This window comes from Aeromicrobium sp. P2_G6, assembly GCF_056403535.1.
Window position 1 is genome coordinate 738596 of record NZ_JBFUFH010000002.1, and the last position, 24025, is coordinate 762620.

Here is a 24025-nt window from a genome sequence, read left to right on the forward strand (position 1 = left end):
CTGATTGACAAGGCGACCTCGGCTCACTAGGTTTGCAGCACAAACTAGTTTGGAGCACATCATGGAACGCAGGGACATGACGACCGCAGCGGCTGAGAACGCCTACTTTCGCGGGCTCTTCGGAGTCGTGGGCGGACTGCTGCTGATCCTGGCGGCGCTGGGCAACGCGGGCTGGGGTCCGTTCGAGCACGACCTTGCCTTCTTCGTCGGTCTGGGGGTCCTGGGCGTGGCGGCTGTGGCGCTCAACCAGTACTACAACGACAGGTACGGTCGATCGCGGCCGACGATGCGCCACCACCGACGTATGGCTGTGGCGATGTTCGTCGGCGCGCCCGCGGTGTTCCTCGGGTCGCTGCTGCTGTCGAGCCGAGCATCGTGGTCACTCAACCTGCCGCTCAACACGATCGCCATCTCCATGGCACTGATCACGCTGACGGTGATTGCCGCGACGGTCAGCTTGCGAGCGCATCATCTCGTGATCTTCGGCGCGTTGCTCGCCGCCGGTCTGCTTCCGGTCTGGGAGCGTGAAGGGATGAGCGGCAACACCGGGCTCTGGATGGCCGGAGTCGCCTTCATCCTCAACGGCGTGCTCGACCACCGGCTCCTCATGCGCAGGTTCGGTCCCGCACGCGAGGAAGATCACGCCGGTGCCTGAGGACGACTTCACCCTCGACCGGCTGATCCACGAGCCCGGCCGGCTGGCGATCCTCACCGTGCTGACATCGGTGGCCGACGCCGACTTCGTGTTCCTGCAGCGCACGACGGGGCTCACGAAGGGCAACCTCTCGAGTCATCTCGCCAAGCTCGAGGATGCCGGCCTGGTGGAGATCGAGAAGCGATTCGTCCGCAAGAAGCCCAACACCAGGGTCACGCTCACCCAGGACGGTGCCGAGCGGATCGCCCGTCACTGGGCTCAGCTGGAACGCCTCAGAGGGCTCTCCGACCCTGAGCGGACGCGTTAGTCGAGGCCTCGTGACCTCACGGCGGGTCTTCCCTCCTGCCTCGGACGCGGGTAGTACTGGGAGGTAACCGCGGAGGGACGAAGGGGACGCCATGAGCACCGAGACCGTCGGCACGAAAGCCAATGTCAGCGAGAAGCAGGCGCGGGAGGTCGCCGAGGCGGCGCGAGAGTCGGGATGGCAGCGGCCCAGCTTCGCCAAGGAGCTCTATCTCGGCCGGTTCGACTGGACGCTGGTCCACCCGCATCCGCGCCAGGACGCTGCCGAGGCGGCGGGTGGTGAGGAGTTCCTCGCGAAGCTCAGGGCGTACTGCGAGAGCCTTGATGGCTCGCGGATCGAGCGCGACGCGCTGGTCCCCGACGACTATCTCAAGGGGTTCGCCGATCTCGGTGTCTTCGGCATGAAGATCCCCAAGGCATACGGCGGCCTGGGGTTGTCGATGCTGCACTACGGCAAGGCCCTGACGCTGATCGGGTCGGTGCACCCGAGTCTCGGCGCGTTGGTGTCGGCACACATGTCGATCGGCGTGCCGGAGCCGGTCAAGATGTTCGGCAGCGACGAGCAGAAGCAGGCCTATCTGCCCCGCTGTGCGGCGGGCGCGGTGACGGCGTTCCTGCTCACCGAGCCCGATGTCGGCTCCGACCCGGCGCGCATGGGCTCGACGGCGGTGCCGACCGACGACGGCAGCGCGTACGTGCTCGATGGGGTGAAGCTGTGGACAACCAACGGCGTCATCGCCGAGATCGTCGTCGTGATGGCGACGGTGCCCAAGCGCGAGGGTCAGCGTGGCGGCATCACGGCGTTCGTGGTCGACATGGACACGCCCGGCATCACCGTTGAGAACCGCAACGCGTTCATGGGACTCCGCGGCATCGAGAACGGCGTGACCCGGTTCAACGGCGTACGCGTGCCGGTCGAGAACCGCGTCGGCCGGGAGGGCGACGGGCTCAAGATCGCGTTGACCACGTTGAACACGGGCCGGCTGTCGATCCCCGCGATGTGCGCCGGGGCCGGGAAGTGGTCGCTCAAGATCGCCCGTGAGTGGTCGAATGCGCGCGTTCAGTGGGGGCGCCCGGTCGGCAAGCACGAGGCAGTTGCGCAGAAGCTGGCGTTCATCGCGGCAACGACGTTCGGGATGGAGGCGGTGTTCGAGCTGTCGGCCGAGCTCGCCGATGCCGGCAGCAAGGACATCCGCATCGAGGCGGCGCTGGCGAAGCTGTGGTCGAGCGAGATGGCCTGCCAGATCGCCGACGAGCTGGTCCAGATCCGTGGCGGCCGGGGCTACGAGACCGCCGAGTCGATGGCGGCGCGGGGTGAGCGGGCCGTGCCCGCTGAGCAGCTGGTCCGCGACATGCGGATCAACCGGATCTTCGAGGGGTCCTCGGAGATCATGCGGCTGCTGATCGCGCGCGAGGCGGTCGACACGCACCTGACCGTCGCGGGTGACCTGGCCTCTGCCGAGGCAGACCTGTCGTCCAAGGCCAAGGCCGCCGCGAAGGCCAGCGGGTTCTACGCGACGTGGCTGCCCAAGCTCGCAGCCGGCAAGGGCAACGTCCGATCGTCATTCAACGAGTTCGGCGCGCTCGCCAAGCACCTGCGGTACGTCGAACGGTCGTCGCGCAAGCTGGCCCGCCAGACGTTCTACGGGATGAGCCGGTGGCAGGCGAAGCTCGAGTACAAGCAGGCATTCCTCGGCCGCATCGTCGACATCGGCGCCGAGCTGTTCGCGATGGCGGCGGTGTGCTCACGCGCCGAGATGCTGCGGACGACGGAGCCCGCGCAGGGCGCCGCCGCGTACGAGCTGGCCGAGATCTTCTGCGCCCAGTCCAGGCTGCGCGTCGAGGAGCTGTTCAACGGGCTGTGGCACAACACCGACGACGCCGACCGGGCGCTCGCCGACCGCGTTCTCGACGGCGAGTTCAGCTGGCTCGAGGCCGGCGTCATCGACGCGTCTGAGGGCACCGGCCCCTGGATCGCGTCGTGGGAGCCCGGCGAGTCGGCCCACAAGGACGTACACCGTAAATACCGGTAACCAGACCCTGTAACAAGCCCGTAACACGTCGTCGTCACACTGTCAGCATGGGTAAACAGGAAGACTTCGTGCTGCGCGCCCTCGAGGAGCGCGACGTCCGGTTCGTACGTCTGTGGTTCACCGATGTGCTCGGGTCACTGAAGTCTGTCGCCATCGCGCCGGCTGAGCTCGAAGGTGCCTTCGCCGAGGGCATTGGCTTCGACGGCTCCGCGATCGAGGGCTTCGCCCGAGTGCACGAGTCCGACATGCTCGCGATGCCCGACCCGTCGACGTTCCAGATCCTCCCGTGGCGCGGCGAGACGCCCGCGACGGCGCGCATGTTCTGCGACATCCTCATGCCCGACGGCACGCCGTCGTACGCCGATCCGCGCCACGTGCTCAAGCGCACGCTGCAGAAGGCCGCCGAGGCGGGATTCACGTTCTACACGCACCCCGAGATCGAGTTCTACCTGTTCAAGGGCAAGCCGGGCCTCGGCGAGCAGCCGGTGCCGGTCGACGACAGCGGCTACTTCGACCACACGGCCCAGGGCGGCGGCCAGGACTTCCGTCGCGAGGTCATCACGATGCTCGAGAACATGGGCATCTCGGTCGAGTTCAGCCACCACGAGAACGGTCCGGGCCAGCAGGAGATCGACCTCCGCTACGCCGACGCGCTCTCCACGGCCGACAACATCATGACGTTCCGCACGGTGGTCCGCGAGGTGGCTCTGAGCCAGGGCAAGTGGGCGTCGTTCATGCCCAAGCCGTTCACCGCGCACCCGGGCTCCGGCATGCACACGCACGTGTCGCTGTTCGAGGGTGACGAGAACGCCTTCTACGAGGCAGGCGCCGAGTACCAGCTGTCCCAGACCGGCCGCGCGTTCATCGCCGGGGTCCTCGAGCACACACCCGAGATCACCGCGGTCACCAACCAGTGGGTCAACTCCTACAAGCGCCTGGCCGGCGGGGGAGAGGCACCCAACTACGTCTGCTGGGGCCACAACAACCGCTCCGCCCTGATCCGCGTGCCGATGTACAAGCCGCACAAGGGTGGCTCGGCGCGCGTCGAGCACCGCGGCATCGACTCCGGCAGCAACCCCTATCTCGCGTTCGCTCTGGTGCTCGCTGCGGGCCTCAAGGGCATCGAGGGCAAGTACGAGCTGCCGGCCGAGGCCGAGGACAACGTGTGGGGTCTCACCGAGAACGAGCGCAAGGCGATGGGCATCGCGCCGCTGCCGCGCAACCTCGACGAGGCCATCCGGACGATGGAGAGCAGCGAGCTCGTCGCCGAGACGCTCGGTGAGCACGTCTTCGACTTCTTCCTGCGCAACAAGCGGGCCGAGTGGCAGGACTACCGGTCCCAGGTCACCCAGTTCGAGCTCGACCGCCTCATGCCCATGGTCTGACGACCGAATGTCGGTGCCTCGGCCGGGCGGGTAGCCTGCTCGGGTGGCAACAGACGCGCGTGAGCTCGCCCTGGCACTTGCCCGCAAGGGGTTCCGCAACGGCGAGGGTGCCGTCGCAGACCTGACGAGGCTGGGCGACGTACCTGACTCCCTCGTCGACCAGATCGCCGGTGTGGCGAGCCCTGACACGGCGCTGTCCTCGCTCTCCGCGATCGGGGAGCGGTTCGGCGCGCCCCGGCTGCTCGAGCTGCTGGACTCGGACGCTGAGCTGCGCCAGCGGCTGCTGGTCGTCCTCGGCACGAGCGAGGCGCTGGGCGACTTCCTCGTACGCCATCCCGAGCACCTGCTCGACCTGAGCTCGACAGAGCTGTCGCCGACGCCGATCACGCTCGACGTACGCCGCCGGCAGATGGAGGAGGCGACGACGGCCGACGAGCTGCGGGTCGCGTACTACCGCAAGCTCCTGCACATCGCGGCCCGCGACCTGACGGCGCTCACGTCGTTCGAGGAGTCATCCGGCGAGCTCGCCGACCTCGCAGTGGCGACCTTGGGCGCAGCTCTGCGGATCGCCACGGCGGCCGAGGACGCAGCGGACCTCTGCCGACTCACCATCATGGCGATGGGCAAGACCGGCGGCCGCGAGCTCAACTACGTCAGCGACGTCGACGTCATCTTCATCCACGAGCCCGCCGAGGGAGCCGACCCTGGCGCGGCGATCGGTGCGGCCACCCGGCTCGCGGCCGCGGTCATGAAGCTGTGCCGAGAGCACACCGGCGAGGGCACGATCTGGGAGGTCGACGCCAACCTTCGGCCCGAGGGCAGCTCCGGCCCGCTCGTACGCTCGCTGTCGAGCCACATCGCGTACTACGAGCGGTGGGCGACGACCTGGGAGTTCCAGGCACTGCTCAAGGCCCGCTATGCCGCAGGTGACGAGGAGCTGGCGCAGGGCTATCTCGATGCGCTGTCGCCGATGATCTGGATGGCCAGCACGCGCGACAACTTCGTGTCGGACGTACGCGCGATGCGTCGTCGGGTCATCGAGAACATCCCGCCCAACCATCGGGACCGGCAGCTCAAGCTCGGCGCCGGCGGGTTGCGCGACGTCGAGTTCGCGGTGCAGCTGCTGCAGCTCGTCCACGGCCGGGCCGACGTCTCGCTGCGCAGCCCGACGACGGTGCATGCGCTCCAGGCGCTGATCGAGGGCGGCTATGTCGGCCGCCGCGACGGTGCCGCGATGGAGGAGGCGTACGAGTTCCTGCGGACCCTCGAGCACCGCATCCAGCTGTTCAAGCTGCGGCGCAGCCACATCGTGCCGGACGACGCCGAAGACCTGAGGCGCATCGGCCGCAGCATGGGGTTCCGGCAGAACCCGGCCGAGAACCTCACACGCGAGTGGCAGGCGCACCGGCGCATCGTCCGCCGACTGCACGAGAAGCTCTTCTACCAACCGCTCCTCGAGGCGGTGGCGTCGCTGCCGACAGCCGGCCTGCGGCTCACCCCGCTGGCTGCCGAGCAACGGCTCACGGCACTGGGATTCGCCGATCCCAAGGGCGCGCTTGCGCACATCCAGGCCCTGACATCAGGAGTGTCGCGGCGCGCGGCGATCCAGAAGTCGCTCCTGCCGGCGATGCTGGCGTGGTTCGCCGAGTCGCCGGACCCCGACGGTGGCCTGCTGGCGTTCCGCAAGATCTCCGAGGGCCTCGGCGAGACGCACTGGTATCTCCGCAAGCTTCGCGACGAGGGTGAGGGTGCCGAGCAGCTCGCGCACGTCCTGTCGTCGAGCCGCTACGTCACGGACCTGATCCTGCGGGCACCCGACTCCGTCGCGCTGCTCGGTGACGATGCCGAGCTGCGGCCGCTCGAGCGTGACCGCCTGCGCACGGAGGTCGAGCTGGCGACGAGCCGGCACAAGAATCCGCAGGATGCGATCCGGGCCGTACGCCGGGTGCGCCGCCGCGAGCTGTCCCGCATCGGCATCGCCGACGTGCTCGGCCGCCTCGACATCCTCGAGGTTGGCGAGGCGCTGACGGACGTGTCGACTGCGACGCTCGACGGTGCGCTCAAGGCCGCGACCTCGGCGGTCGAGGCTGAGCGCGGCACGATGCCGACCCGCCTGTCGATCGTGCTGATGGGGCGCCTCGGCGGCGGTGAGGCGGGCTTTGGGTCGGACGCCGACGTCATGTTCGTCCACGACCCGGTCGACGGTGCCGACGAGACGGAGGCCGCCGAGGCCGCGATGGCTGTCGCGCAGGGCCTGCGCAAGATGCTGGCGGCCCCGGCTGACGACCCGCCGCTCGACGTCGACGCGGACCTGCGGCCCGAGGGCAAGAACGGGCCTCTCGTTCGTACGTTCGCGGCCTACAAGGCGTACTACGAGAAGTGGTCGGCCGTCTGGGAGGCCCAGGCGCTGCTGCGAGCCAGCGCGACGGTCGGCGACCCTGGCCTCAACGAACGCTTCACGGCTCTGATCGACCCGTTGCGGTGGCCGGAGGGCGGCGCGACGTCGGCGGAGATCCGTGAGGTGCGCCGCATCAAGGCCCGCGTCGACTCCGAGCGCCTGCCTCGTGGCGCCAACCCCAACACGCACCTCAAGCTGGGCCGCGGCGGACTCGCCGACGTCGAGTGGACCGTGCAGCTGCTGCAGATGCAGCACGCGCACGCCGTGCCCGAGATGCGTACGACCCGGACCCTCGACGCCCTGCACGCGGCGATGAAGGCCGACCTCGTCAGCCATGAGGACGCCCAGGCGCTCGAGGCGTCCTGGCGGCTCGTCAGTCGCATCCGCAACGCCGTCGTCCTGATGCGCGGCAAGCCTGCGGAGTCGATGGTCGAGCAGGCCAGCGAGCGCGCAGGCGTGGCCCACCTGCTGGGCTACGGCATGGAGCAGAGCGAGCGCATGGTCGACGAGTACCTCCGCACGACCCGGCAGGCCCGCAAGGTCGTGGAGCGCATCTTCTACGAGTGAGCCGTTCCAGCGCGCCACGATTTGTGACGTTTCGCACCGAAATCGGCGCGCGAGTCGTGCATTTCGTCACAAATCGCGGGGAGGGGCAGGCAGGGCTCACGGCGTGATCGAGTCGACGTAGGTGTAGGCGGCGTCGAGCTGCTCGGACCAGGTCGCATCGTCCGCGTCGTCCGGCACGAGCACCCACTCCCGGCGGGGCACACCGCCCATGACCATGCGGTCGGCGACGCCGGACTCGGCGAGGGCGTCGGCGTGGGCCTCGGGAACCTTGATCAGCAGCCCACCGGCCTTCGCGGCCACCGCGAAGACCTTGCCGCGTACGCGCAGCCCGGTCGAGCCGAACATGCGCCCCCAGTCGACGCCCGGCAGCGCGAGGTGTGACACCGCGAGCTCCTCGAGCCGCGCGTGGGCAGCTTCTTGCCGTTCGTTCCTCGCCATGTCGTCAGGATGCCACCGTTCGCCGACAGTTTCGGCTGAACGCTCAGGCGCTCCTGCGCAGGAGGTTCTCGCGCTCGCTGACGCTCAGCCCGCCCCACACGCCGTACGGTTCACGGACCGTGAGCGCGTGATCAAGGCACTCCTTGACGACCGGGCAGACCGCGCAGAGCGCCTTGGCCGCCGCCTCGCGGGCGCGGCGACTCGGGCCACGCTCGGCGTCCGGCGAGAAGAACACGGACTCGTCGACGCCCTTGCACGCCGCGGCGTACTGCCACTCGTACGACTCCTGCAGCGGCTTGGGCAGACGGCTGATGCTGGCCATGTCAACCCTCCGCCGGTCGTGTCATCGAGAGCTGGAAGACGTCGAGGTAGCCCGTGCGGAAGCCGGCCTCGCAGTACGCGAGATAGAACTCCCACATCCGGCGGAACGTCTCGTCGAACCCCTGCGCCCTGATCGCGTCCCAGTGGACGTTGAAGTTGTCGCGCCACTCGTGGAGGGTGCGTGCGTAGTCCTGGCCGAGCGATCGCCGGTTGGTCACCGCCAGCGAGGTGTGCTCCTGCAGCGTCTGGTCGATCGCCTCGAGGGAGGGGATGAGGCCACCGGGGAAGATGTACTTCTGGATCCACCCGTATGAGTTTCGGGTCGCGAGGTAGCGGTGGTGCGCCATCGTGATCGCCTGGATCGCGACGCGGCCACCGGGTGCGAGCAGCCCGTCGATCGTGGCGAAGTAGGTGGCCCAGTACTCCTCGCCGACCGCCTCGATCATCTCGACGCTGACGATCGCGTCGTACGTGCCGGTGACCTCGCGATAGTCGACGAGCTGGACGTCGACCTCGACCCCGGCCTCGGCGAAGCGCTGCTGGGCGAGGGCGGCCTGCTCGGACGACAGGGTGATCGTGGTGACCTTCGCGCCGCGCTGGGCGGCGCGGATCGCGAGCGCACCCCAGCCGCTGCCGATCTCGAGCAGCCGGGTGCCGGCGGTGACGCGGGCGTCGTCGAGGATCGCGTCGATCTTGCGCACCTGTGCGGCCTCGAGATCCTGCGCGGCACTCTCGAACCACGCGGACGAGTACGTCATCGAGGGGTCGAGGAACTCCGCGAACAGGTCGTTGGAGAGGTCGTAGTGCGCCTCGATGTTCTTGCGCGAGCCCTGGACCGAGTTGCGCTGGTGGTGCGGCAGCTTCCGGTCGACGAAGCCCCGGAACTTCTGCAGCGGCACCGGGACGATCGTCGCCATGCGGGCGGCGAACGGCGCGAGCAGGTCGGCGAGGTCGGTGCCCGCGCCTGTCGTCCAGTCCCCGGCCATGTAGGCCTCGCCGAAGCCGATCTTCGTGTCGGCGCCGAGCCGGGCGAAGAACGCCTTGGGCCGGACGATCCGCATCTCGGGCGAGTCGGGGCCGCCGGCGCCCCAGCCGCTGCCGTCCGCGAACGTCAGGCGTACGGGCACGCGGTTGATGGTCGGCTGGAGGATCGCCTTGGCGATGCGCGCCTTGAGCGGGGTGCGGGGGGCACGCGCAATGCCCGGCCAGGGCGCGGTGGCTGATTGGGTCATTGCGTGCCCTCCTGTGGTTCGTGTGCCGGTCGGGGGATCACCGGCAGCCTGCGGAGCCAGAGCCAGACCCCGTGCATGCGGATCAGGAGGCTGGTTCGCTGGGTCATGAGCGGGTTGGTGATCACGAGCCGCGCGAGCCGGCCTGGCGTCGCTGCTCTTGGTTTACCCCGGAATGTCGCGCTGAACACCGCCTCGTCGCCCTGTCGCAGGATGATCGTCGACGAGACCTTCCGGGGTGTCAGGGTGAACTGCAGGTCGTACGCCCCGTCGACCGTGAAGAACGGCGACACGTAGAACGCCTTGTCGACCTGGCTCCGCCCGTGGTCGTCGGTATCCAGGAGGTACGCGTGCCGTTCCCCGTACGTGTTGTGGACCTCGGCGACGATGCAGGTCAGCGACTCGTCGGGGGCGATCGCCCAGAACACGCTGAGCGGGTCGAACGTATGACCCAGGACGCGGGCGTTGGCGAGCATCAGGACGCGGTGACCGCTGATGTCGACGCCCTGCGCCTTGCAGAAGCGCTCGATGTTGTGGCGGATCGTGTCATCGGGGTCGCCGATGTGGTCGGCGGCGCTGAACGTCGAGAACGGCCGCAGGAGGCGCGGCATGCGCGGCAGCTCGTCGACGTCGACGAGCCACTGGTAGACGCGGTTGGTGAACCGGTGGCGCAGGGGAGTGCGGCGCGTATGTCCGACCGTGCCCTCCACGAGGGCCGGCAGCACGGGCAGCGCGGGCGTCACCATGGCGTCCCCAGCGCAGCGGCCGCCTCGACGCCGGAGCGGCAGCCGTCCTCGTGGAAGCCCCACCCGTGATAGGCGCCGGCGAACACCGTCTGATCCGTCGTCAGACGCTTGAGCTCGCCCTGGGCCGCGACGGTCTCATGCGTGAAGACCGGGTGGCTGTAGTCCATTCGCGCCACCACGGTCGACGGGTCGATGCCGTCGACGGCGTTGAGTGTCACGAGGAACGGCTCGGTGCTCTCGATGCCCTGGAGTCGGTTCATCCAGTACGTCACCGCCGTCCGGTCACTGCGCTGGCTGCAGTCGTCCATCTGGTAGTTCCACGAAGACCTCGCCTGCGGAGCCTCCGGCAACCGGCTGGCGTCGCGGTGCAGCACCGTCACGTTGCGCGAGTAGCCGAACGTGCCGAGGAGGCGCCGCTCGTCCTCGCTGGGGTCGGTCAGCAGCGCCAGGGCGTCGTCGGCGTGGGTCGCGATCACGACGGCATCCGCGTGGTGCAGGGTGCCGGCGGAGTCCATCAGCTCGACCTGATCGGGCTTGCGGGTGATCGCCGTGATCTGGTGCGAGGCGCGGACGTCGCCGACCGCGGCGCTGAGCTTCGAGACGTACGTGTTGGAGCCGCCCGCGACGGTGAACCACTGCGGTGATCCCTTGATCGACAGGAATCCGTGGTGCTTGAGGAACTCGAACAGGTATCGCGCCGGATAGCCCAGCGCAGTCTCGTGACCCATCGACCACACGCACGACACGACCGGGATCGCGTAGTGCGAGATGAAGTAGTCCGAGAACCCGTTGATCCGCAGGAAGTCGCCGTACGTGAGTGGGTCTGAGGTCTCCTCGCTGTCGAGCATTGTCTGCGCGAGGCGACCGAACCGCTTCACGCTGACCAGCATCGCGAGGTAGCGCGGGTCGGCCAGACGCCGCCGCTGCGCGAAGATCCCCCTGCCGCCGCGACCACCGGCGTACTCCAGCCCGCAGCCGTCGCAGTGGATGCTCATGCTCATCTCGGTCGGGTGGACCTCGACGTCGAGCTCGGCGAACAGCCGGCGCAGCAGGGGATAGGTGCGGTCGTTGTGGACGATGAACCCACTGTCGACCCGGTGGGTCCCGTCGACGTCGTCGACCGTGTGGGTGTGGGCATGCCCACCGATCCGGTCGTCCGCCTCGTAGACCGTCACGTCCCAGTCGCGCCGGAGCACGTAGGCGGACGTGAGGCCCGAGACTCCCGAACCGATGACCGCCACTCGTCGCCTGCCAGCATTAGTGCTCATGCTGGCTATTCGTTGCTACTTGATGGTCGGATTGCTCTCTTCTGCGTCCAGTCCTGCCCGCTTGCTGGCCTCGGCGATCTCGAAGATCTCCGTGCCGAAAGCGCCGATCTCGGTCGTGATCTTGCGCGCCGACTCGAACAGGATCGCCACCACATGACCTGCGCTGGCTATCGCGGCCTCGGTGGACTGCTGAAGGACATCCTTGGCGATCTCACGTCGGCTCAGTGCCATCGGGGTCCCTCTCGGTCGCAGTCGACTATGAGGTCAATTGTGGCGCACGCGCCTCTTCCATGCGACGCGCGGCCTCTTCGCGCTTGGCACGACGCAGGGCCTTCGACTCGGGGCTGTTGCCGATCTTGTACGGGTCGTCCGGCTTGTGACCGAGCTTGGCCAGCTGCTTGATGACGCTGGCGATCTGCTTGGAGAGCCGGCCGGTGTTGTACTGCAGGCCGTACTTCTCGACGAGCAGCTTGACGTCCTTGGAGACCTCGGGGTAGCGGCGCGCCGGGATGTCGGGGAACAGGTGGTGCTCGATCTGGTAGCTCAGGTTGCCGGTCAGCACGTGGAACGGCTTGTGGCCCGAGATGTTGGCCGAGCCGAGCAGCTGGCGGAGGTACCACTGGCCGCGCGTCTCGTTCTGCGCGTCCTCCTCGGCGAAGGTCTGCACCTCGGCCGGGAAGTGGCCGCAGAAGATGATGATGAAGGACCAGACGTTGCGGATGACGTTGGCGACGATGTTGGCGACCAGGATCGCGACGGGCGCCCACCAGCCGACGAAGGGCACCAGGGCGATGCCGAGGACCGGCCAGGCGATGTAGTCCTTGAAGACCTGCTTGCGGATCTTCTGCAGAGCGCGCTTCTTGCGGCCCTGGAAGTCCTCCTTGGTGATCTTGCCCTGGAGGTACTGGTCGAGCTCGACGCCGTGGTACATGATGCCCCACTCGAAGACGAGCATCAGGACGAACGCCAGCGGCAGGTTGAAGCGGTGGCTGGCGTACCACGGCTGGTCCTCGTCGATCCGGAACATGTTGTAGCCGATGTCGCGGTCCATGCCGTGGATGTTGGTGTAGGTGTGGTGGATGTAGTTGTGGCCGTGCTTCCAGTCCTTGGAGGGGGCGATGTTGTCCCACTCGTAGCGGCTGGCGTCGATCATCGGATCGTTCATCCAGTCGTATTGGCCGTGCATGACGTTGTGGCCGATCTCCATGTTGTCGAGGATCTTGGCCAGGCCGAGGAACAGGATGCCGGCGATGAACGCGGGCGGGAAGAACGGCATGAAGATGCCGATGCGGCCCAGCACCTCGCTGGCCTTCTGCGCCCTGATGACGCGGCGGATGTAGTCGGCGTCCTTCTGGCCCAGGTCGTCCAGGACGCGCTGGCGCACGGTGTTGAGCTCCTCGCCGAACTCCTCGAGCTGCTCGTACGTCATCAGGTCGAGGCCGATGGTGGCCTTCTTGTCGCTCGTGGGATTGATCAGCGACAGCGGCGCGGCGTTGTGGTTGCGCGCGCTGTGCGGCTTGATGGGAGCGTTCTTGGTCTTGGCCATGGTGGTCTTCCCTCTCCTAGAGTGCGACGTTGACGTCGCCGACGGGGACGTGCACACAGATCTTGATGGTCTCGTCGGTGTTGGCGCTGATCTCGTTGCTGATGACGTGGCGCACCGCACCGTGGTTCTTCTTGACGACGCAGGTGTTGCAGACGCCCATGCGGCAGCCGAACTCCGGCTTGAGTCCGGCGGCCTCGGCCTGCTCGAGGATCGTGGCGCCGGAGTTGTCCGCCTCGATCTTGGCGTCGTCGAACGTCAGGGTCCCGGTGGCGTCGGCCGCGTCGAGGTCGACCGAGGGGACCTTGAAGTACTCCATGCGGAGCTGCTCAGCGGCACCCAGCTCGGCGTAGGTGTCGCGGACGGTCGCGATCAGGCCGGCGGGCCCGCAGACGTACGTGAGGGTCTCGGTCGGGTCGATCCCCAGGTGCTTGAGGTGGTCGATGTGGAAGCGGCCCTTGAGCTCGACTCCGGGCTCGGGCTTGCGGGTGTAGATGCGCTGGACGGTCACGTTGGACTCGGCGGCGAGGGCGTCCAGATCCGATGTGAACATCTCGTCCTCGCGCGAGCGCGCGTAGTGCAGGAAGGTGATGTTGCCCTGGTGGCCGGTGTCGCGCAGCGTGCGGATCATCGACATGACCGGCGTGATGCCCGAGCCACCGCTCACGAGCAGCAGCGTGTCGGGCACCTCGCGGGGGAGGACGAACTCACCCTCGGCCTGCGAGAGGTAGACGACGGTGCGGGGCTTGAGCTCGTTGTGCAGGAACTGCGAGACATACCCGTCGGGGTGGGCCTTGACCGAGACGCTGAACGTGCCCTTCTTGGCCGCTCGCGAGCTGGAGACCGAGAACACGCGAACCCGGCGCGTGCCGTCGACCTCGACGCCGAACTGCACGTGCTGGCCGGGGACGAATCCCTTCCAGGCGCCATTGGGGCGGAGGATCACGGTGCTGGCGTCGCCAGTCTCCTGCACGACCTCGACGACCCGGGCGCGGACGTTCTCCGCCGCGAGCATCGGGTGGATCTGGTCGAGGTAGTGGTCAATCGTGAAAGGGGAGGTCAGAGAGGCGACCGGGCGCGAGGTGAGCGCCTTGCGGATGATGCCCATCTGTAACCTCCTCGAAAATCAGTGAACATGCGTACACTCAAAGTGTGCACGACTCTCGGGTCAGGCGCAACCGACGCGCCGCGTGACCTCGACCACCAGCGACACAGGTGTGCACCGAAAGGAGGTGGCTAGGCTGTGAAGGTGACTGAGCCCGCGCAATCTGCCTCGCGCCAGGCGCAGAAGGAGCGGACCCGTCAGGCCATCCTCGCCTCGGCGCTGGAGCTGAGCCAGGAGAAGGGGTTTGCGCAGGTCAGCCTGCGTCAGGTGTCCCGGCACGCGGGCGTCGTGCCCACCGCGTTCTATCGCCACTTCGAGTCGATGGACCAGCTCGGGCTCGCGCTCGTCGAGCAGTCCTTCTCGACGCTGCGCCGCATGGTCCGCGACGCGCAGCGCGATCCGCACGTGTTCGACAACATCATCGACGCCGCCGCCGACGTGCTGGTCGAGGCGGTCAAGCAGAGCAAGGCGCACTTCGCCTTCGTTGCTCGGGAGCGCGTCGGCGGCCCCGAGGTCGTACGCACGGCGATCCGCCACGAGCTCGACCTGTTCGTCAGCGAGCTCGCGGTCGTCCTCGCGAGGCTGCCCAACATCGAGAACTGGTCGACCGAGGACGTCCAGATGGTGTCGCGGTTGTTCGTCCGCAACATGGTCTCCAACGCCGAGGAGGTCGTGGAGATGCCGGACGGGCGCCCCGACCTCGAGGAGCAGATCAAGGAAGGCGCCCGCAGGCAGATGCGCCTGATCGTCGTCGGCTTCCGGGACTGGCGCAGCTGACTTTCGGCCCCTAGCCCGAGGAACGAGGGCGGGAGGGAGCGCAGCGACCGAAGGGGCGTACGACGACAGGCTTGCGTGAATGAGGATCTCACCGCGCTTCGGTCGCTGGCGCTCCCTCCCGTTCGGCCGCGGGCGGCCTCACTAGCGAGCGGGTGGGCAGAAATACCCATGCTGGTCTGGGCGGAAATGCATGTCCTTCCCGATGCTGCCGGTGGCTCGCCGTTCGTACGGTCGTGACGCAACCACCAGGAGGCATCATGACCACCCAGCACATCGAGACCGTGATCGTCGGAGCCGGCCAGGCCGGCCTGTCCGTCGGACATCACCTGAAGAAGCACGACCGCCCGTTCATCATCGTCGACGGCAACGACCGGATCGGCGACAACTGGCGCGAGCAGTGGGACACGCTCCGGCTGTTCACGCCTGCCAAGTACAACGGGCTCCCCGGCATGCGGTTCCCCGCGGAGAAGTGGCACTTCCCGCAGAAGGACGAGGTCGCCGACTTCGTCGAGGCGTACGCCCTCAAGTGGGACCTGCCGGTGCGGATGAGCACCAGGGTCGACCGGCTCCAGGCGCGACCCGGTGGCGGCTACACCCTCGCGATCGGCGCGGACGCGATCACGTGCGACAACGTCGTCGTGGCGACCGGGACCTTCGGACGTACGCCGTATGTGCCGGACTTCGCAGCTGAACTCGACCCGTCGATCGTCCAGATGCACTCCAGCGAGTACCGCAGGCCGGCGCAGCTGCAGGAGGGGCCGGCACTGGTCGTCGGCGCCTCGCACTCCGGGACCGACATCGCGTACGAGCTGGCCCTGACCCACCCGACGATCCTGAGCGGACGGGACTGCGGGCAGATCCCCGGCAAGCACGAGGGGCGAGGCAGGAGAATGGCGCTGCCCGTGATGCTCTTCGTGGCTCGGCACGTGCTGACGCGCCGCACACCCATCGGCCGCAAGGTGATGGGGGAGATCCGCTCGCACGGCGGCCCGATGTTGCGGGTTCAGCGCGCCGACCTCAAGGAGCGTGGCGTGGACCGCCGGCTCGCGCGGGTATCAGGCGTCAAGGGCGGGCTCCCGGTGCTCGACGACGGGAGCGTCGTCGACGCCGCCAACATCATCTGGTGCACCGGGTTCCAGCAGGTCTTCGACTGGATCGACCTGCCGGTCATCGGCGAGGACGGCTGGCCCCAGGAGTATCGCGGCGTGGTGGACTCGGCGCCGGGCCTGTTCTTCTGCGGGCTGGCGTTTCAGTTCGCCTTCAGCTCGATGGTGTTCCCCGGGATCGGCCGTGATGCGGAGTTCGTCGCGTGCCGGATCCTCGAACGCTCGGGCAAGAAGGCGAGTCTGCAAGCGGCCTGAACCGACGCCCTGACGCGCGTATGCTCCCGAGAAGGAAGTGATGCGCGATGGGCGTGGTCGATGAACTGATCCGGGCTCGCGAGGCGTACGAGCGTCGCGACTGGGTCGCCGCGTACGGCGACCTGTCGCAGGCTGACGCGGATGCCATGAACGCCGACGACTTCGCCCGCCTGGCGACGGCCGCCTATCTCCTCGGCCGCACGAACGACTGCCTCCAGGCGATGCAGCGCGCCTATCAGGGGCACCTCGCGGCCGGCGATGTCCTGGCGGCGGTCCGGGCCGCGTTCCGGCTCGCGATGGTGCTCATGGAGAGCGGCGAACCCGTCGTCGGAGCCGGCTGGATCGCGCGCGGTCAGCGGCTCCTCGACGGTGTCACCGGCGACGTCGTCGAGCGCGGCTACCTGCTGGTGCACCAGATGTTCGGGCACGTGAGCCAGGGCGAGTTCCCGCAGGCGCTCGAGCTCGCCGGCGGCGTCGCGGACTACGGTCACCGGTTCAATGACCCCGACCTGATCGCGATGGGCCTGTCGGCTCAGGGTCGGCTGCTGTTGTATGCCGGCCAGGTCCCGCGCGGGCTCTCGCTGATGGACGAGGCAATGGTGGGCCTGGCCGCAGGCGAGGTGAGCCCGGTGTTCGCCGGCACCATCTACTGCACGATGATCGAGGGCTGCCAGGAGGTCTCCGACTTCGCTCGGGCGGCCGAGTGGACCCATGCCTTGACGACCTGGTGCGAGGTCCAGCCCGGGCTGGTTCCGTTCACAGCCCAGTGCGCCGTGCATCGCGGCCAGATCATGCGTGTGCGTGGGGCGTATGACGAGGCACTCGACGAGTTCGACCGAGCCGTGCGCCGCTACGTCGAGGCCGGGACGACGGCACCGGCCGGGCTGGCGATGAGTGAGCGTGGTGACGTGCTGCGCCTTCGCGGGGAGCTCGACGCGGCTGCCGAAGCGTACGAGCAGGCGATCGGTTACGGTCACGAGCCGCAGCCCGGCCTTGCGCTGCTGTGGCTCGCCCAGGACCGTCCCGACGCAGCGCAGGCGGCAATCCGTCGGTTGCTCGCCGAGCCCCGGGACCCCGTCCATCGATCGCAGCTCCTGCCTGCGTCGATCGACATCCTGCTTGCCGGGGGAGAGGTCGACGAGGCCCGCCCGCTGGTCGAGGAGCTGAGCGGTCTCGCCGCCGCCTTCGGCTGCGCGGCACTGCGCGCGATGGCGGCATACACGGCCGGGTCGCTCGCGCTGGCCGACGGTGATGCGATGACCGCATTGCCGTCGCTGCGCAAAGCGATGCGGCAGTGGAGCGAGCTGAGTGCGCCCCATGAGGTGGCGCGGTGCCGGCTCCAGATCGGCCGGGTGTTCCTCCAGGTCGGTGATCACGACTCTGCAGCAGGTGAGCTCGCGGCGGCTCGGCGTACGTTCGCCGAGCTGGGCGCGGCGGCGGTCGCCGACGTCGACCTCGCGGCCGGGCTCGCACCGGCGCCGGGTGGCCTCACCTCACGGGAGGTGGAGGTGCTGAGGCTGGTCGCCGCAGGGCAGAGCAATCACGACATCGCCTCGACGTTGGTCCTCAGCGAGAAGACCGTCGCCCGGCACATCAGCAACATCTTCGCCAAGCTCGACGTGCACTCCCGGACGGCGGCCGCGGCGTACGCCTTCGAGAACCGTTTGGTCTAGCGGCGTCTCGGTGGTTGAGGAGCGAAAACGAGCGTCTCGAAACCACTGTGGCTTCGAGGCTCCGCTTCGCTCCGCACCTCAACCACCGGAGAGTCAGGCGGTGTGCGAGACCTGCTGGCGGCCGTACTCGTTCTGCGCGTAGGTCGCCAGGTTGTCCAGCGCCTTGACGAAGACGTCGTCGCCGATCGAGTCCTCGAGCTCCTGCAGGACCTCCGGCTCGGCGGTGAAGTCGGCCTCCCACGTGACGTACGAGCAGGAGTGCCCGGCGTCCTCGACGAGGATCGTCGCGCGGTGGTTCGCGATCGGGAACGGCGGATCGGGGATGTGGTACGACAGCGTCATCGCCTCATCGTCGCGTGACACGATCGTGACGACGAGGTCGGCGGATGCCTCGGGCCCGTTGGCGTAGATGCGAAGCGTGGGGTGCCATTCGGCGAAGTTGCCGGCCAGCTGCCACACGTGCGGAGCGGGGGCGGCGACAAACGTACGACGGGTGATCCGGGGCATTGAGTTCCTTCGGCGCGGCAACAGACGTATCCCCACATTGTCGCCTGTTGACAGGGATCCCGGACCATCAAAGCCGTGAGGGATTGCTCACGCGTCGGCGAGCCCCAGGTCGCCGGCGAGACGCAGCGTCGTCTGCTCGAAATAGCCCTCGTAGTCGCTCACCGAGCCCTTGAGGTGGCCGAACAGCTCGAACGAGAGCGTCCCGAAGATCGTCGACCAGGCCATGAGCGTGCGCATGACCAGCTCCGGGAGTGCGTCGAGACGCATCCCGCTGCGATCGGCGATGAACGCGATGGCGTCCGCGACGACCCCGGCCGGATCGACTGCCACGGCGGGGGGTTGCGTCCCGGCCGATGCGGTGCCGGCCTGGTGCGCCCCGACGATGATCTCGACGAGTCGCGCGATGACGCGAGTCGCGGGCATGACGGTGTCCTGCGGAGCTGCATAGCCGGGGACGGGGGAGCCGTAGATCAGCGCGTAGTCATGAGGGTTCGCGACGGACCAGTCACGCGTCGCCTTGCACGTCGCCATCCAGCGAGCGAGGTGGTCCGCGCGGTCCTCGACGGCGTCGTCTGCCGCCTCGGCAGCGGCACCGAGATCGTCGTAGGCGGCGATGATCAGCGCGGTGAGCAGCTCGTCCCGGCTGGCGAAGTAGCGATAGACCGCGGACGAGACCATGCCGACATCGCGCGCCACGGCGCGCAGCGACAGCTCGCCGGGCCCGACCTCGCGGAGCTGGGCGCGCGCAGACTTCAGGATCTCGGCGGTGATCTCCTTGCGGGCCCGTTCGCGGGCGGTGGGTGCGACTGCCATGTGCCCACTGTGGCGTACGACGAGAGCGGGTGCAACAAACGAGAGCAGTGCTCTTGCTTTCCGGCTCGACGTCTGGCAGGCTCTCAACCGAGAGCGGTGCTCTCCCAAATCGGAAGGACCATCATGACGGATCGTCACCTCATTGTCGGAGCTGGACCGGTCGGCCGCCACGTCGCTCAGCTGCTCGCTGCCCGTGGCTCAGAAGTCGTCGTCGCCACCAGGTCCGGCACGGACACCGGCATCGACGGTGTGACGCACGTGAAGCTGGACGCCTCGGATGCCGACGCGTTGAGCGCTGCTGCCGAAGGCGCCGCGGTGCTCTACAACTGCGCGAACCCGGCCGACTACACGACGTGGCGCGAGTTCTGGCCGCCGCTCGCGGCTGCGTTCCTGGTTGCCGCCGAACGCTCGGGCGCGGTCTACGCCATCACCGGCAACCTCTACCCGTACGGACCGGTCGACCAGCCGATGAAGGAGGGCATGCCCGATGCGGCGACCGACTACAAGGGCGGCCTTCGCGCGTCGATGTGGGCCGAGGCCAAGGCGCTGCATGACGCCGGCCGCATCCGCGCCGTCGAGATCCGCGGCTCGGACTACGTCGGCACAGGCGTCGGCCGCAACGGTCACGTGACCCGCCAGCTTCCGCGAGCGTTGAAGGGCAAGCGGGCGTGGGTCTTCGGACGCAAGGATCAGCCGCACACGTTCACCGATGTGCTCGACACCGCGCGCCTGCTGATCGCCGCGGCGGACGATGAGTCCTCGCACGGCCGTATCTGGCACGTGCCGAGCAACCCGCCACGTACGCAGGAGCAGGCGATCACCGACGTGCTCACCAGCGTCGGCAAGCCGGCCGTCGGCGTCAGCGTGATCCCGAAGCCGATGTTCGTCGCACTGTCCTGGGCCGTGACGATCGTCCGCGAGCTGCGCCAGCTGTCGTACCAGTGGACCGAGCCGTACGTCCTGGACGACAGCGACGCCCGGGAGCACTTCGGCATGGAGCCGACGCCCTGGGACGAGGTCTGCCGCCGCAGCGCCGTCGTCTGACCTCAGGCCTCGTCAGCGGCACCCATCAGCGAGAGCATCTCGTAGGCCGGGTCCCAGCCGAGCGACTCGTAGAGCAGCCGCCCCTGGGCTGACGCGGCCAGCACTCCGCGGCGTGCGCCGGAGTCCAGCGCGTACGTCGTGAGGGTGGCCATGACCTGCCGGCCGAGGCCTCGCCGCTGGAACGCGGGCGTGGTCTCGACAGCGTCGAACGTCGCGTCCTCGCCGAGCATGCCGATCGTGCCCTCAGCGGCGACACGATCGCCGGCCTCGAGGACATACCGGGCCCGGTGATCGTCGACGTCCCACCGCTCGGTGAACTCCGGGTCGAGCGCCGGTGCGGCGATCGGCACGAAGGTCGTGGCCATCAGCGTCTCGTCGTCACGATCGATGCGTACGCCCGGGGGCAGGTCCAGCGCGAGATAGGCGCTGGCGTCGCTGGCGATCACGGTGAGCATGGCTCGCGCGTCGCCGTCGATGTGACGGAACAGGTCGGCGAAGGCCTCCGGCCCGGGGTCGATGCAGATCAGCTCGGACTCGCGGGTGCGCGAACGGACATGCACGAGCGGCCAGCCGTCGACGGTCGTCGTCTCGAGCGCCCGGGCGTGCACCCAGGTCGTGATCCAGCGCTCGACGAGCTCGTGTCCTGTGCCGATCGTCATGGCTGCCATTCAATCAGCGCCGTCCATCAGCGCCGATCAGGTGGCCGGATCGACATCCCCTTCCACATCGTCGGACGTGTCGTCGTCTGGTGCCTCCGTGGTCGCAGGGTCGTCGGGGCCCTCGGCCGGGTCTTCGGGATGTGGTGTCGTCATGGCGTTCCTCTCGGTCACGATGCCCATACCCATCTGCCCGCAGGTCACTCGGAGAACCTGTCCGGCTCGCCATGGGTGCGCCATGATGAGGGCACCACGAGAGTGAGGACTTCGGGATGGCGGCGAACGCGGAGTGGGTCGAGCTCAGGGTGCACGGGGTCAGCGGTACGCCGCCGGAGTCGCTCCTCGCCCATCCACATGTCGCCCAGATCGACGGCGGGGGAGCCAGTCGCTTCTTCGGGGCCGTGGACTCCGACGGCGTGATCCTGCCCGGCAAGGACGGGCAGGTCCTCGAGGCGTACCACTGGGGTCACTACACGTCCGGCACGTCGTGGCAGGCGCTCTGGCTGCTGCTCGTCCCGTTCGGCATGATCAACGCCGCGCAGTTCATGCTCCCAGCGCCGGCCGGCCGGCCCAAGCGCTCGGTCAACGCGCAGGCCGCGGCGAGTGCGTTGCTCCGACTGCTGGCCCTGATGCTGACCTTGCTGCTGGTGTTCGCGGTGGGCCTGACGTTCATGGACCTCGTGGCCTGGCGGTGGGCGCCGACCTCGCGGCTGCTGGCGTCATGGAATCCCTCAGCGGTGCTCATGATCGCGACACTGCTCACCGCGGCCGTCGTCATCGGGTTGTGGCTCCTCGGCCGCATCACCGCGACGTCGGCCCCTAACATCACCGGCGGCATGACGCCGGAGGAGGCGCGGACGCGTGCGGAGGAACGCGGCACCCCGCTGGCCGATCCGTACTTCTACCAAGGCACGTCCGACTCGCCGACCCTCAGCCGACTGCACCTCGCCGCCAGCCTGCTGCTCGTCGCGGCCATGGCGCGATGGGTGCGAGAGCCCGACAGCGACGGCATCATCGTCCTGGTCTCGCTGGGGTTGCTGCTGGTCGTGGTCGTCGTGGTGTCACTGCTGGGTGACCCGGAGTCACTGGCCGTGGCCGAGCTCGACGAGGCGGGCCAGCGTATGCGTGCGAGGTGGCACGCTGCCGTCGCTCACGGATCGTGGATCGCGTGCGCCGCCGGGGTCGTCCTGATCGGCCTGGCAATGTCGCTGATGCCGGGATTCGCGCCGCCGAAGGATCCCCGGCTGCGCGTGCCGGTCGAGGGCTACGAGCTCGTCTCCGTCTGCCTGCTGCTCGCGGGGGTGGTCGGCGTGTGTGCGTTGGTGCTGGTCAACTGGCGGATCGTGGCGACCACGCCGACGACGACGCCGGCCGCCGACGACCCGGCCTGGTACTTCCGCCCGTACGCCCGAGGGTGGGCCGCGAGCGTGGTCGCGGCTCTCTCGGTGTTCATCGGCGTCGGGCTGTCGGCATCCTTGCCCACCGCCGTCTCGTCGGTGCTCCAGCTCACGAAGAAGAAGGTCGGCGTCACGCCGATGCTCGACCGCGTGTCGTACGGCTGGGGGCTGACGTTCTTCGTCGTGCTGGCGATCGGCCTGTGGCTGCTCGGCGACTTCATCGCCCGCAAGGCCAAGCTCGCCGCGCGGGCCAGGGCGATGTTCGAGGGTGCCGCGCCGATCGACGCGGGGGAGTACGCCGTGCCGCGGTGGCGCCCCGATGCGGGCTCGGCCGTGCTGGCGATGTGGATCGCCCGGGTCAAGAACCACCTCCCGACGATCGCGCTGGCGTTTGTCGGCGCCGGCGTGGTGATGTCGCTGGCGATCGTCTACGAGATCCACCCTGCGTGGGACGACCCGCGTGACTGGCGCCCGCAGCGGGCGTGGGGCTGGTTCGACGAGCTGTCGGCGGGACGGGACAAGGTCTCGCTGTCGCCGACCGAGAGCTCGTTCAGCAATGTCACGATGGTCGGCGGCGCGTGGATGCTGCTGGGGCTCGCTGCGCTCATCGTGTTGCTCGCGCGGCGCGGTTTCAAGGCCGACACGTCGCGCCGCGGCGTCAATGTGGTCTGGGACGTCATCTCGTTCTGGCCCCACGCCGTCCACCCGTTCGTGCCCAAGCCGTACTCCCAGCACACCGTCATGCACCTCCGTAAGCGGATCAAGCAGCACCTCGCGACCCGCCCCGCGAGTGGCCGCGACGTGATCGTCAGCGCGCACAGCCAGGGCAGCCTGATCGCGTTCGCGTCGCTCCACCTGCTGAGCGACGAGCAGCGCGCGCGGGTCGGACTGCTGACGTACGGCTCACAGCTGCGTCAGATCTTCCCGCGGGCCTTCCCGGCGTACGTCAACTACGACTCGGTCTCGCGGTTGCACCTCGACCTGCACCGCGGATGGATCAACCTCTATCGCGAGACCGATCCGCTCGCGGGGCCCGTCCTCTCGTGGAATCACCTGGGGGAGGGCACTGACCTCGCCACGTCCGGCCGCTTCGTCGACGGCACGGCCGTGGAGGCGGTCGACGAGTACGTCCTGGGTTCCGGCGTCCGCCGCAGCGGCGACGACTGGCGCCTCCTCGACCCGCCGCCGGTCACGACGGGCACGCAGTACGGTCCGTCGACCCGACTGTTCAAGCACAGCGAGTTCTGGCTCGACCCGGCATACCGGGTGGCCCTCCACAAGCTGCGGGGGTTGTGACGCCACCTGTCTAGCCGAGGGAGGCAGTCAATCCCTCGAGCGGGACGAAGCCGTCCAGCCCTGCCGGAACGCAGCAGGTCAGGTCGGTCCGGCAGACGTGCGGAGGCGGGGCCGACTCGAGAACGGCACGCACGGAGTCCAGCTGCACGGCGAAGGCGGTGAGCTCCGTGATGCGGGCCGCGATCTCGGCCAACTTGCCGTCGATGAGCCGTGCGACCTCGTCATGGGTCGAGGTGCAGTTGGTGCCACCCCAGATCGGGAGAAGCTGGACGATCTGTTCGCAGGTCAGGCCCAGCCCCCGTGCTCGAGTGACGAAGAGGAGCTGCGTGGACGAGTCCTCGTCGTACTCGCGGTAGCCCGTGCCGGTCCGGGCGGGCTCGGCCAGGAGACCGATCCGCTCGTAGTAGCGGACCGTCGAAACCGGGACACCCGCCTTCTCGGCGAGCTCGGAGATGCGCACCTTTCCACGGTAAACCTGCAGGTTTCAGGGTCAAGGGCTTGACCTTGAAC

Annotated in this window: 22 protein-coding genes; 10 read left to right on the top strand and 12 right to left on the bottom strand. The window is 68.4% G+C overall.

Going from position 1 to position 24025, the window contains the following annotated elements:
* Nucleotides 1–61: 61 nt before the first annotated feature.
* From AC1DVU_RS10175 to AC1DVU_RS10195, 5 genes are all read left to right on the top strand, one after another.
* A complete protein-coding gene (locus AC1DVU_RS10175; RefSeq protein ID WP_476922310.1) occupies nucleotides 62–655 on the top strand; it encodes a hypothetical protein in 594 nt (197 codons plus the stop codon).
* Nucleotides 648–962 (top strand): transcriptional regulator, encoded by a 315-nt coding sequence (locus AC1DVU_RS10180; protein WP_476922311.1) that lies wholly within the window; start codon nucleotides 648–650, stop codon nucleotides 960–962. The genes AC1DVU_RS10175 and AC1DVU_RS10180 overlap by 8 nt, the downstream gene beginning before the upstream one ends.
* A gap of 91 nt (nucleotides 963–1053) precedes the next feature.
* Nucleotides 1054–2991, top strand: coding sequence for an acyl-CoA dehydrogenase family protein (locus AC1DVU_RS10185; RefSeq protein ID WP_476922312.1), 1938 nt, complete (start codon nucleotides 1054–1056; stop codon nucleotides 2989–2991).
* Nucleotides 2992–3038: 47 nt separating this feature from the next.
* Nucleotides 3039–4376 carry a glutamine synthetase family protein gene (locus AC1DVU_RS10190; protein WP_476922313.1) on the top strand — a complete coding sequence of 446 codons (1338 nt, stop codon included), beginning with the start codon at nucleotides 3039–3041 and terminating at the stop codon, nucleotides 4374–4376.
* 43 nt (nucleotides 4377–4419) lie between these two features.
* Nucleotides 4420–7341, top strand: coding sequence for a bifunctional [glutamine synthetase] adenylyltransferase/[glutamine synthetase]-adenylyl-L-tyrosine phosphorylase (locus tag AC1DVU_RS10195; protein ID WP_476922314.1), 2922 nt, complete (start codon nucleotides 4420–4422; stop codon nucleotides 7339–7341).
* A gap of 96 nt (nucleotides 7342–7437) precedes the next feature.
* Here the strand turns inward: AC1DVU_RS10195 and AC1DVU_RS10200 are convergent, their stop codons facing one another.
* The 8 genes from AC1DVU_RS10200 to AC1DVU_RS10235 are packed head-to-tail and all read right to left on the bottom strand — an operon-like array spanning nucleotide 7438 to nucleotide 13994.
* Nucleotides 7438–7779, bottom strand: coding sequence for an MmcQ/YjbR family DNA-binding protein (locus AC1DVU_RS10200; RefSeq protein ID WP_476922315.1), 342 nt, complete (start codon nucleotides 7777–7779; stop codon nucleotides 7438–7440).
* 43 nt (nucleotides 7780–7822) lie between these two features.
* Nucleotides 7823–8101, bottom strand: a complete 279-nt coding sequence (locus AC1DVU_RS10205; protein ID WP_476922316.1) for a WhiB family transcriptional regulator — start codon at nucleotides 8099–8101, stop codon at nucleotides 7823–7825.
* 1 nt (nucleotide 8102) lies between these two features.
* Nucleotides 8103–9332 (bottom strand): class I SAM-dependent methyltransferase, encoded by a 1230-nt coding sequence (locus AC1DVU_RS10210; protein WP_476922317.1) that lies wholly within the window; start codon nucleotides 9330–9332, stop codon nucleotides 8103–8105.
* Complete coding sequence (locus AC1DVU_RS10215) at nucleotides 9329–10075, bottom strand: DUF1365 domain-containing protein (RefSeq protein ID WP_476922318.1); 747 nt, start codon at nucleotides 10073–10075, stop codon at nucleotides 9329–9331. Before AC1DVU_RS10215 ends, AC1DVU_RS10210 begins: the two co-directional genes overlap by 4 nt.
* Nucleotides 10069–11343, bottom strand: a complete 1275-nt coding sequence (locus tag AC1DVU_RS10220; protein WP_476922319.1) for an NAD(P)/FAD-dependent oxidoreductase — start codon at nucleotides 11341–11343, stop codon at nucleotides 10069–10071. Before AC1DVU_RS10220 ends, AC1DVU_RS10215 begins: the two co-directional genes overlap by 7 nt.
* Nucleotides 11344–11358: 15 nt before the next feature.
* Nucleotides 11359–11574 carry a hypothetical protein gene (locus tag AC1DVU_RS10225; RefSeq protein WP_476922320.1) on the bottom strand — a complete coding sequence of 72 codons (216 nt, stop codon included), beginning with the start codon at nucleotides 11572–11574 and terminating at the stop codon, nucleotides 11359–11361.
* Nucleotides 11575–11599: 25 nt separating this feature from the next.
* Nucleotides 11600–12889 (bottom strand): fatty acid desaturase family protein, encoded by a 1290-nt coding sequence (locus tag AC1DVU_RS10230; RefSeq protein WP_476922321.1) that lies wholly within the window; start codon nucleotides 12887–12889, stop codon nucleotides 11600–11602.
* 16 nt (nucleotides 12890–12905) lie between these two features.
* Complete coding sequence (locus AC1DVU_RS10235) at nucleotides 12906–13994, bottom strand: ferredoxin reductase (protein ID WP_476922322.1); 1089 nt, start codon at nucleotides 13992–13994, stop codon at nucleotides 12906–12908.
* A gap of 141 nt (nucleotides 13995–14135) precedes the next feature.
* Between AC1DVU_RS10235 and AC1DVU_RS10240 the strand changes: the two genes are divergently transcribed.
* The 3 genes from AC1DVU_RS10240 to AC1DVU_RS10250 all read left to right on the top strand — a co-directional run bounded on the left by AC1DVU_RS10240 (nucleotide 14136) and on the right by AC1DVU_RS10250 (nucleotide 17802).
* Nucleotides 14136–14768, top strand: coding sequence for a TetR family transcriptional regulator (locus tag AC1DVU_RS10240; RefSeq protein ID WP_476922323.1), 633 nt, complete (start codon nucleotides 14136–14138; stop codon nucleotides 14766–14768).
* 257 nt (nucleotides 14769–15025) lie between these two features.
* The gene (locus AC1DVU_RS10245; RefSeq protein WP_476922324.1) at nucleotides 15026–16129 is read left to right on the top strand and encodes a flavin-containing monooxygenase; all 1104 of its coding nucleotides are present in this window, start codon (nucleotides 15026–15028) and stop codon (nucleotides 16127–16129) included.
* Between the two features lie 47 nt (nucleotides 16130–16176).
* Nucleotides 16177–17802, top strand: coding sequence for a helix-turn-helix transcriptional regulator (locus AC1DVU_RS10250; protein WP_476922325.1), 1626 nt, complete (start codon nucleotides 16177–16179; stop codon nucleotides 17800–17802).
* Between the two features lie 93 nt (nucleotides 17803–17895).
* Here AC1DVU_RS10250 and AC1DVU_RS10255 read toward each other — a convergent pair whose 3' ends face one another.
* Together AC1DVU_RS10255 and AC1DVU_RS10260 are read right to left on the bottom strand one after the other, a co-directional pair.
* Nucleotides 17896–18309 (bottom strand): SRPBCC family protein, encoded by a 414-nt coding sequence (locus AC1DVU_RS10255; RefSeq protein ID WP_476922326.1) that lies wholly within the window; start codon nucleotides 18307–18309, stop codon nucleotides 17896–17898.
* Between the two features lie 87 nt (nucleotides 18310–18396).
* Nucleotides 18397–19122, bottom strand: coding sequence for a TetR/AcrR family transcriptional regulator (locus AC1DVU_RS10260; protein WP_476922327.1), 726 nt, complete (start codon nucleotides 19120–19122; stop codon nucleotides 18397–18399).
* 123 nt (nucleotides 19123–19245) lie between these two features.
* Here AC1DVU_RS10260 and AC1DVU_RS10265 point away from each other — a divergent pair, with 123 nt between their 5' ends.
* Complete coding sequence (locus tag AC1DVU_RS10265) at nucleotides 19246–20166, top strand: NAD-dependent epimerase/dehydratase family protein (protein ID WP_476922328.1); 921 nt, start codon at nucleotides 19246–19248, stop codon at nucleotides 20164–20166.
* Nucleotides 20167–20168: 2 nt separating this feature from the next.
* On the opposite strand, the gene AC1DVU_RS10270 is transcribed toward AC1DVU_RS10265, so the two are convergent.
* Complete coding sequence (locus tag AC1DVU_RS10270) at nucleotides 20169–20825, bottom strand: GNAT family N-acetyltransferase (protein ID WP_476922329.1); 657 nt, start codon at nucleotides 20823–20825, stop codon at nucleotides 20169–20171.
* Between the two features lie 269 nt (nucleotides 20826–21094).
* On the opposite strand from AC1DVU_RS10270, the gene AC1DVU_RS10275 reads away from it, so the two are divergent.
* Nucleotides 21095–23515: a hypothetical protein gene (locus AC1DVU_RS10275; protein ID WP_476922330.1), complete on the top strand. Its 2421-nt coding sequence runs from the start codon at nucleotides 21095–21097 to the stop codon at nucleotides 23513–23515.
* 10 nt (nucleotides 23516–23525) lie between these two features.
* Here AC1DVU_RS10275 and AC1DVU_RS10280 read toward each other — a convergent pair whose 3' ends face one another.
* Entirely contained in the window at nucleotides 23526–23975 is a 450-nt protein-coding gene (locus AC1DVU_RS10280) for a MerR family transcriptional regulator (RefSeq protein ID WP_476922331.1), read from the bottom strand.
* Nucleotides 23976–24025: the final 50 nt, after the last annotated feature.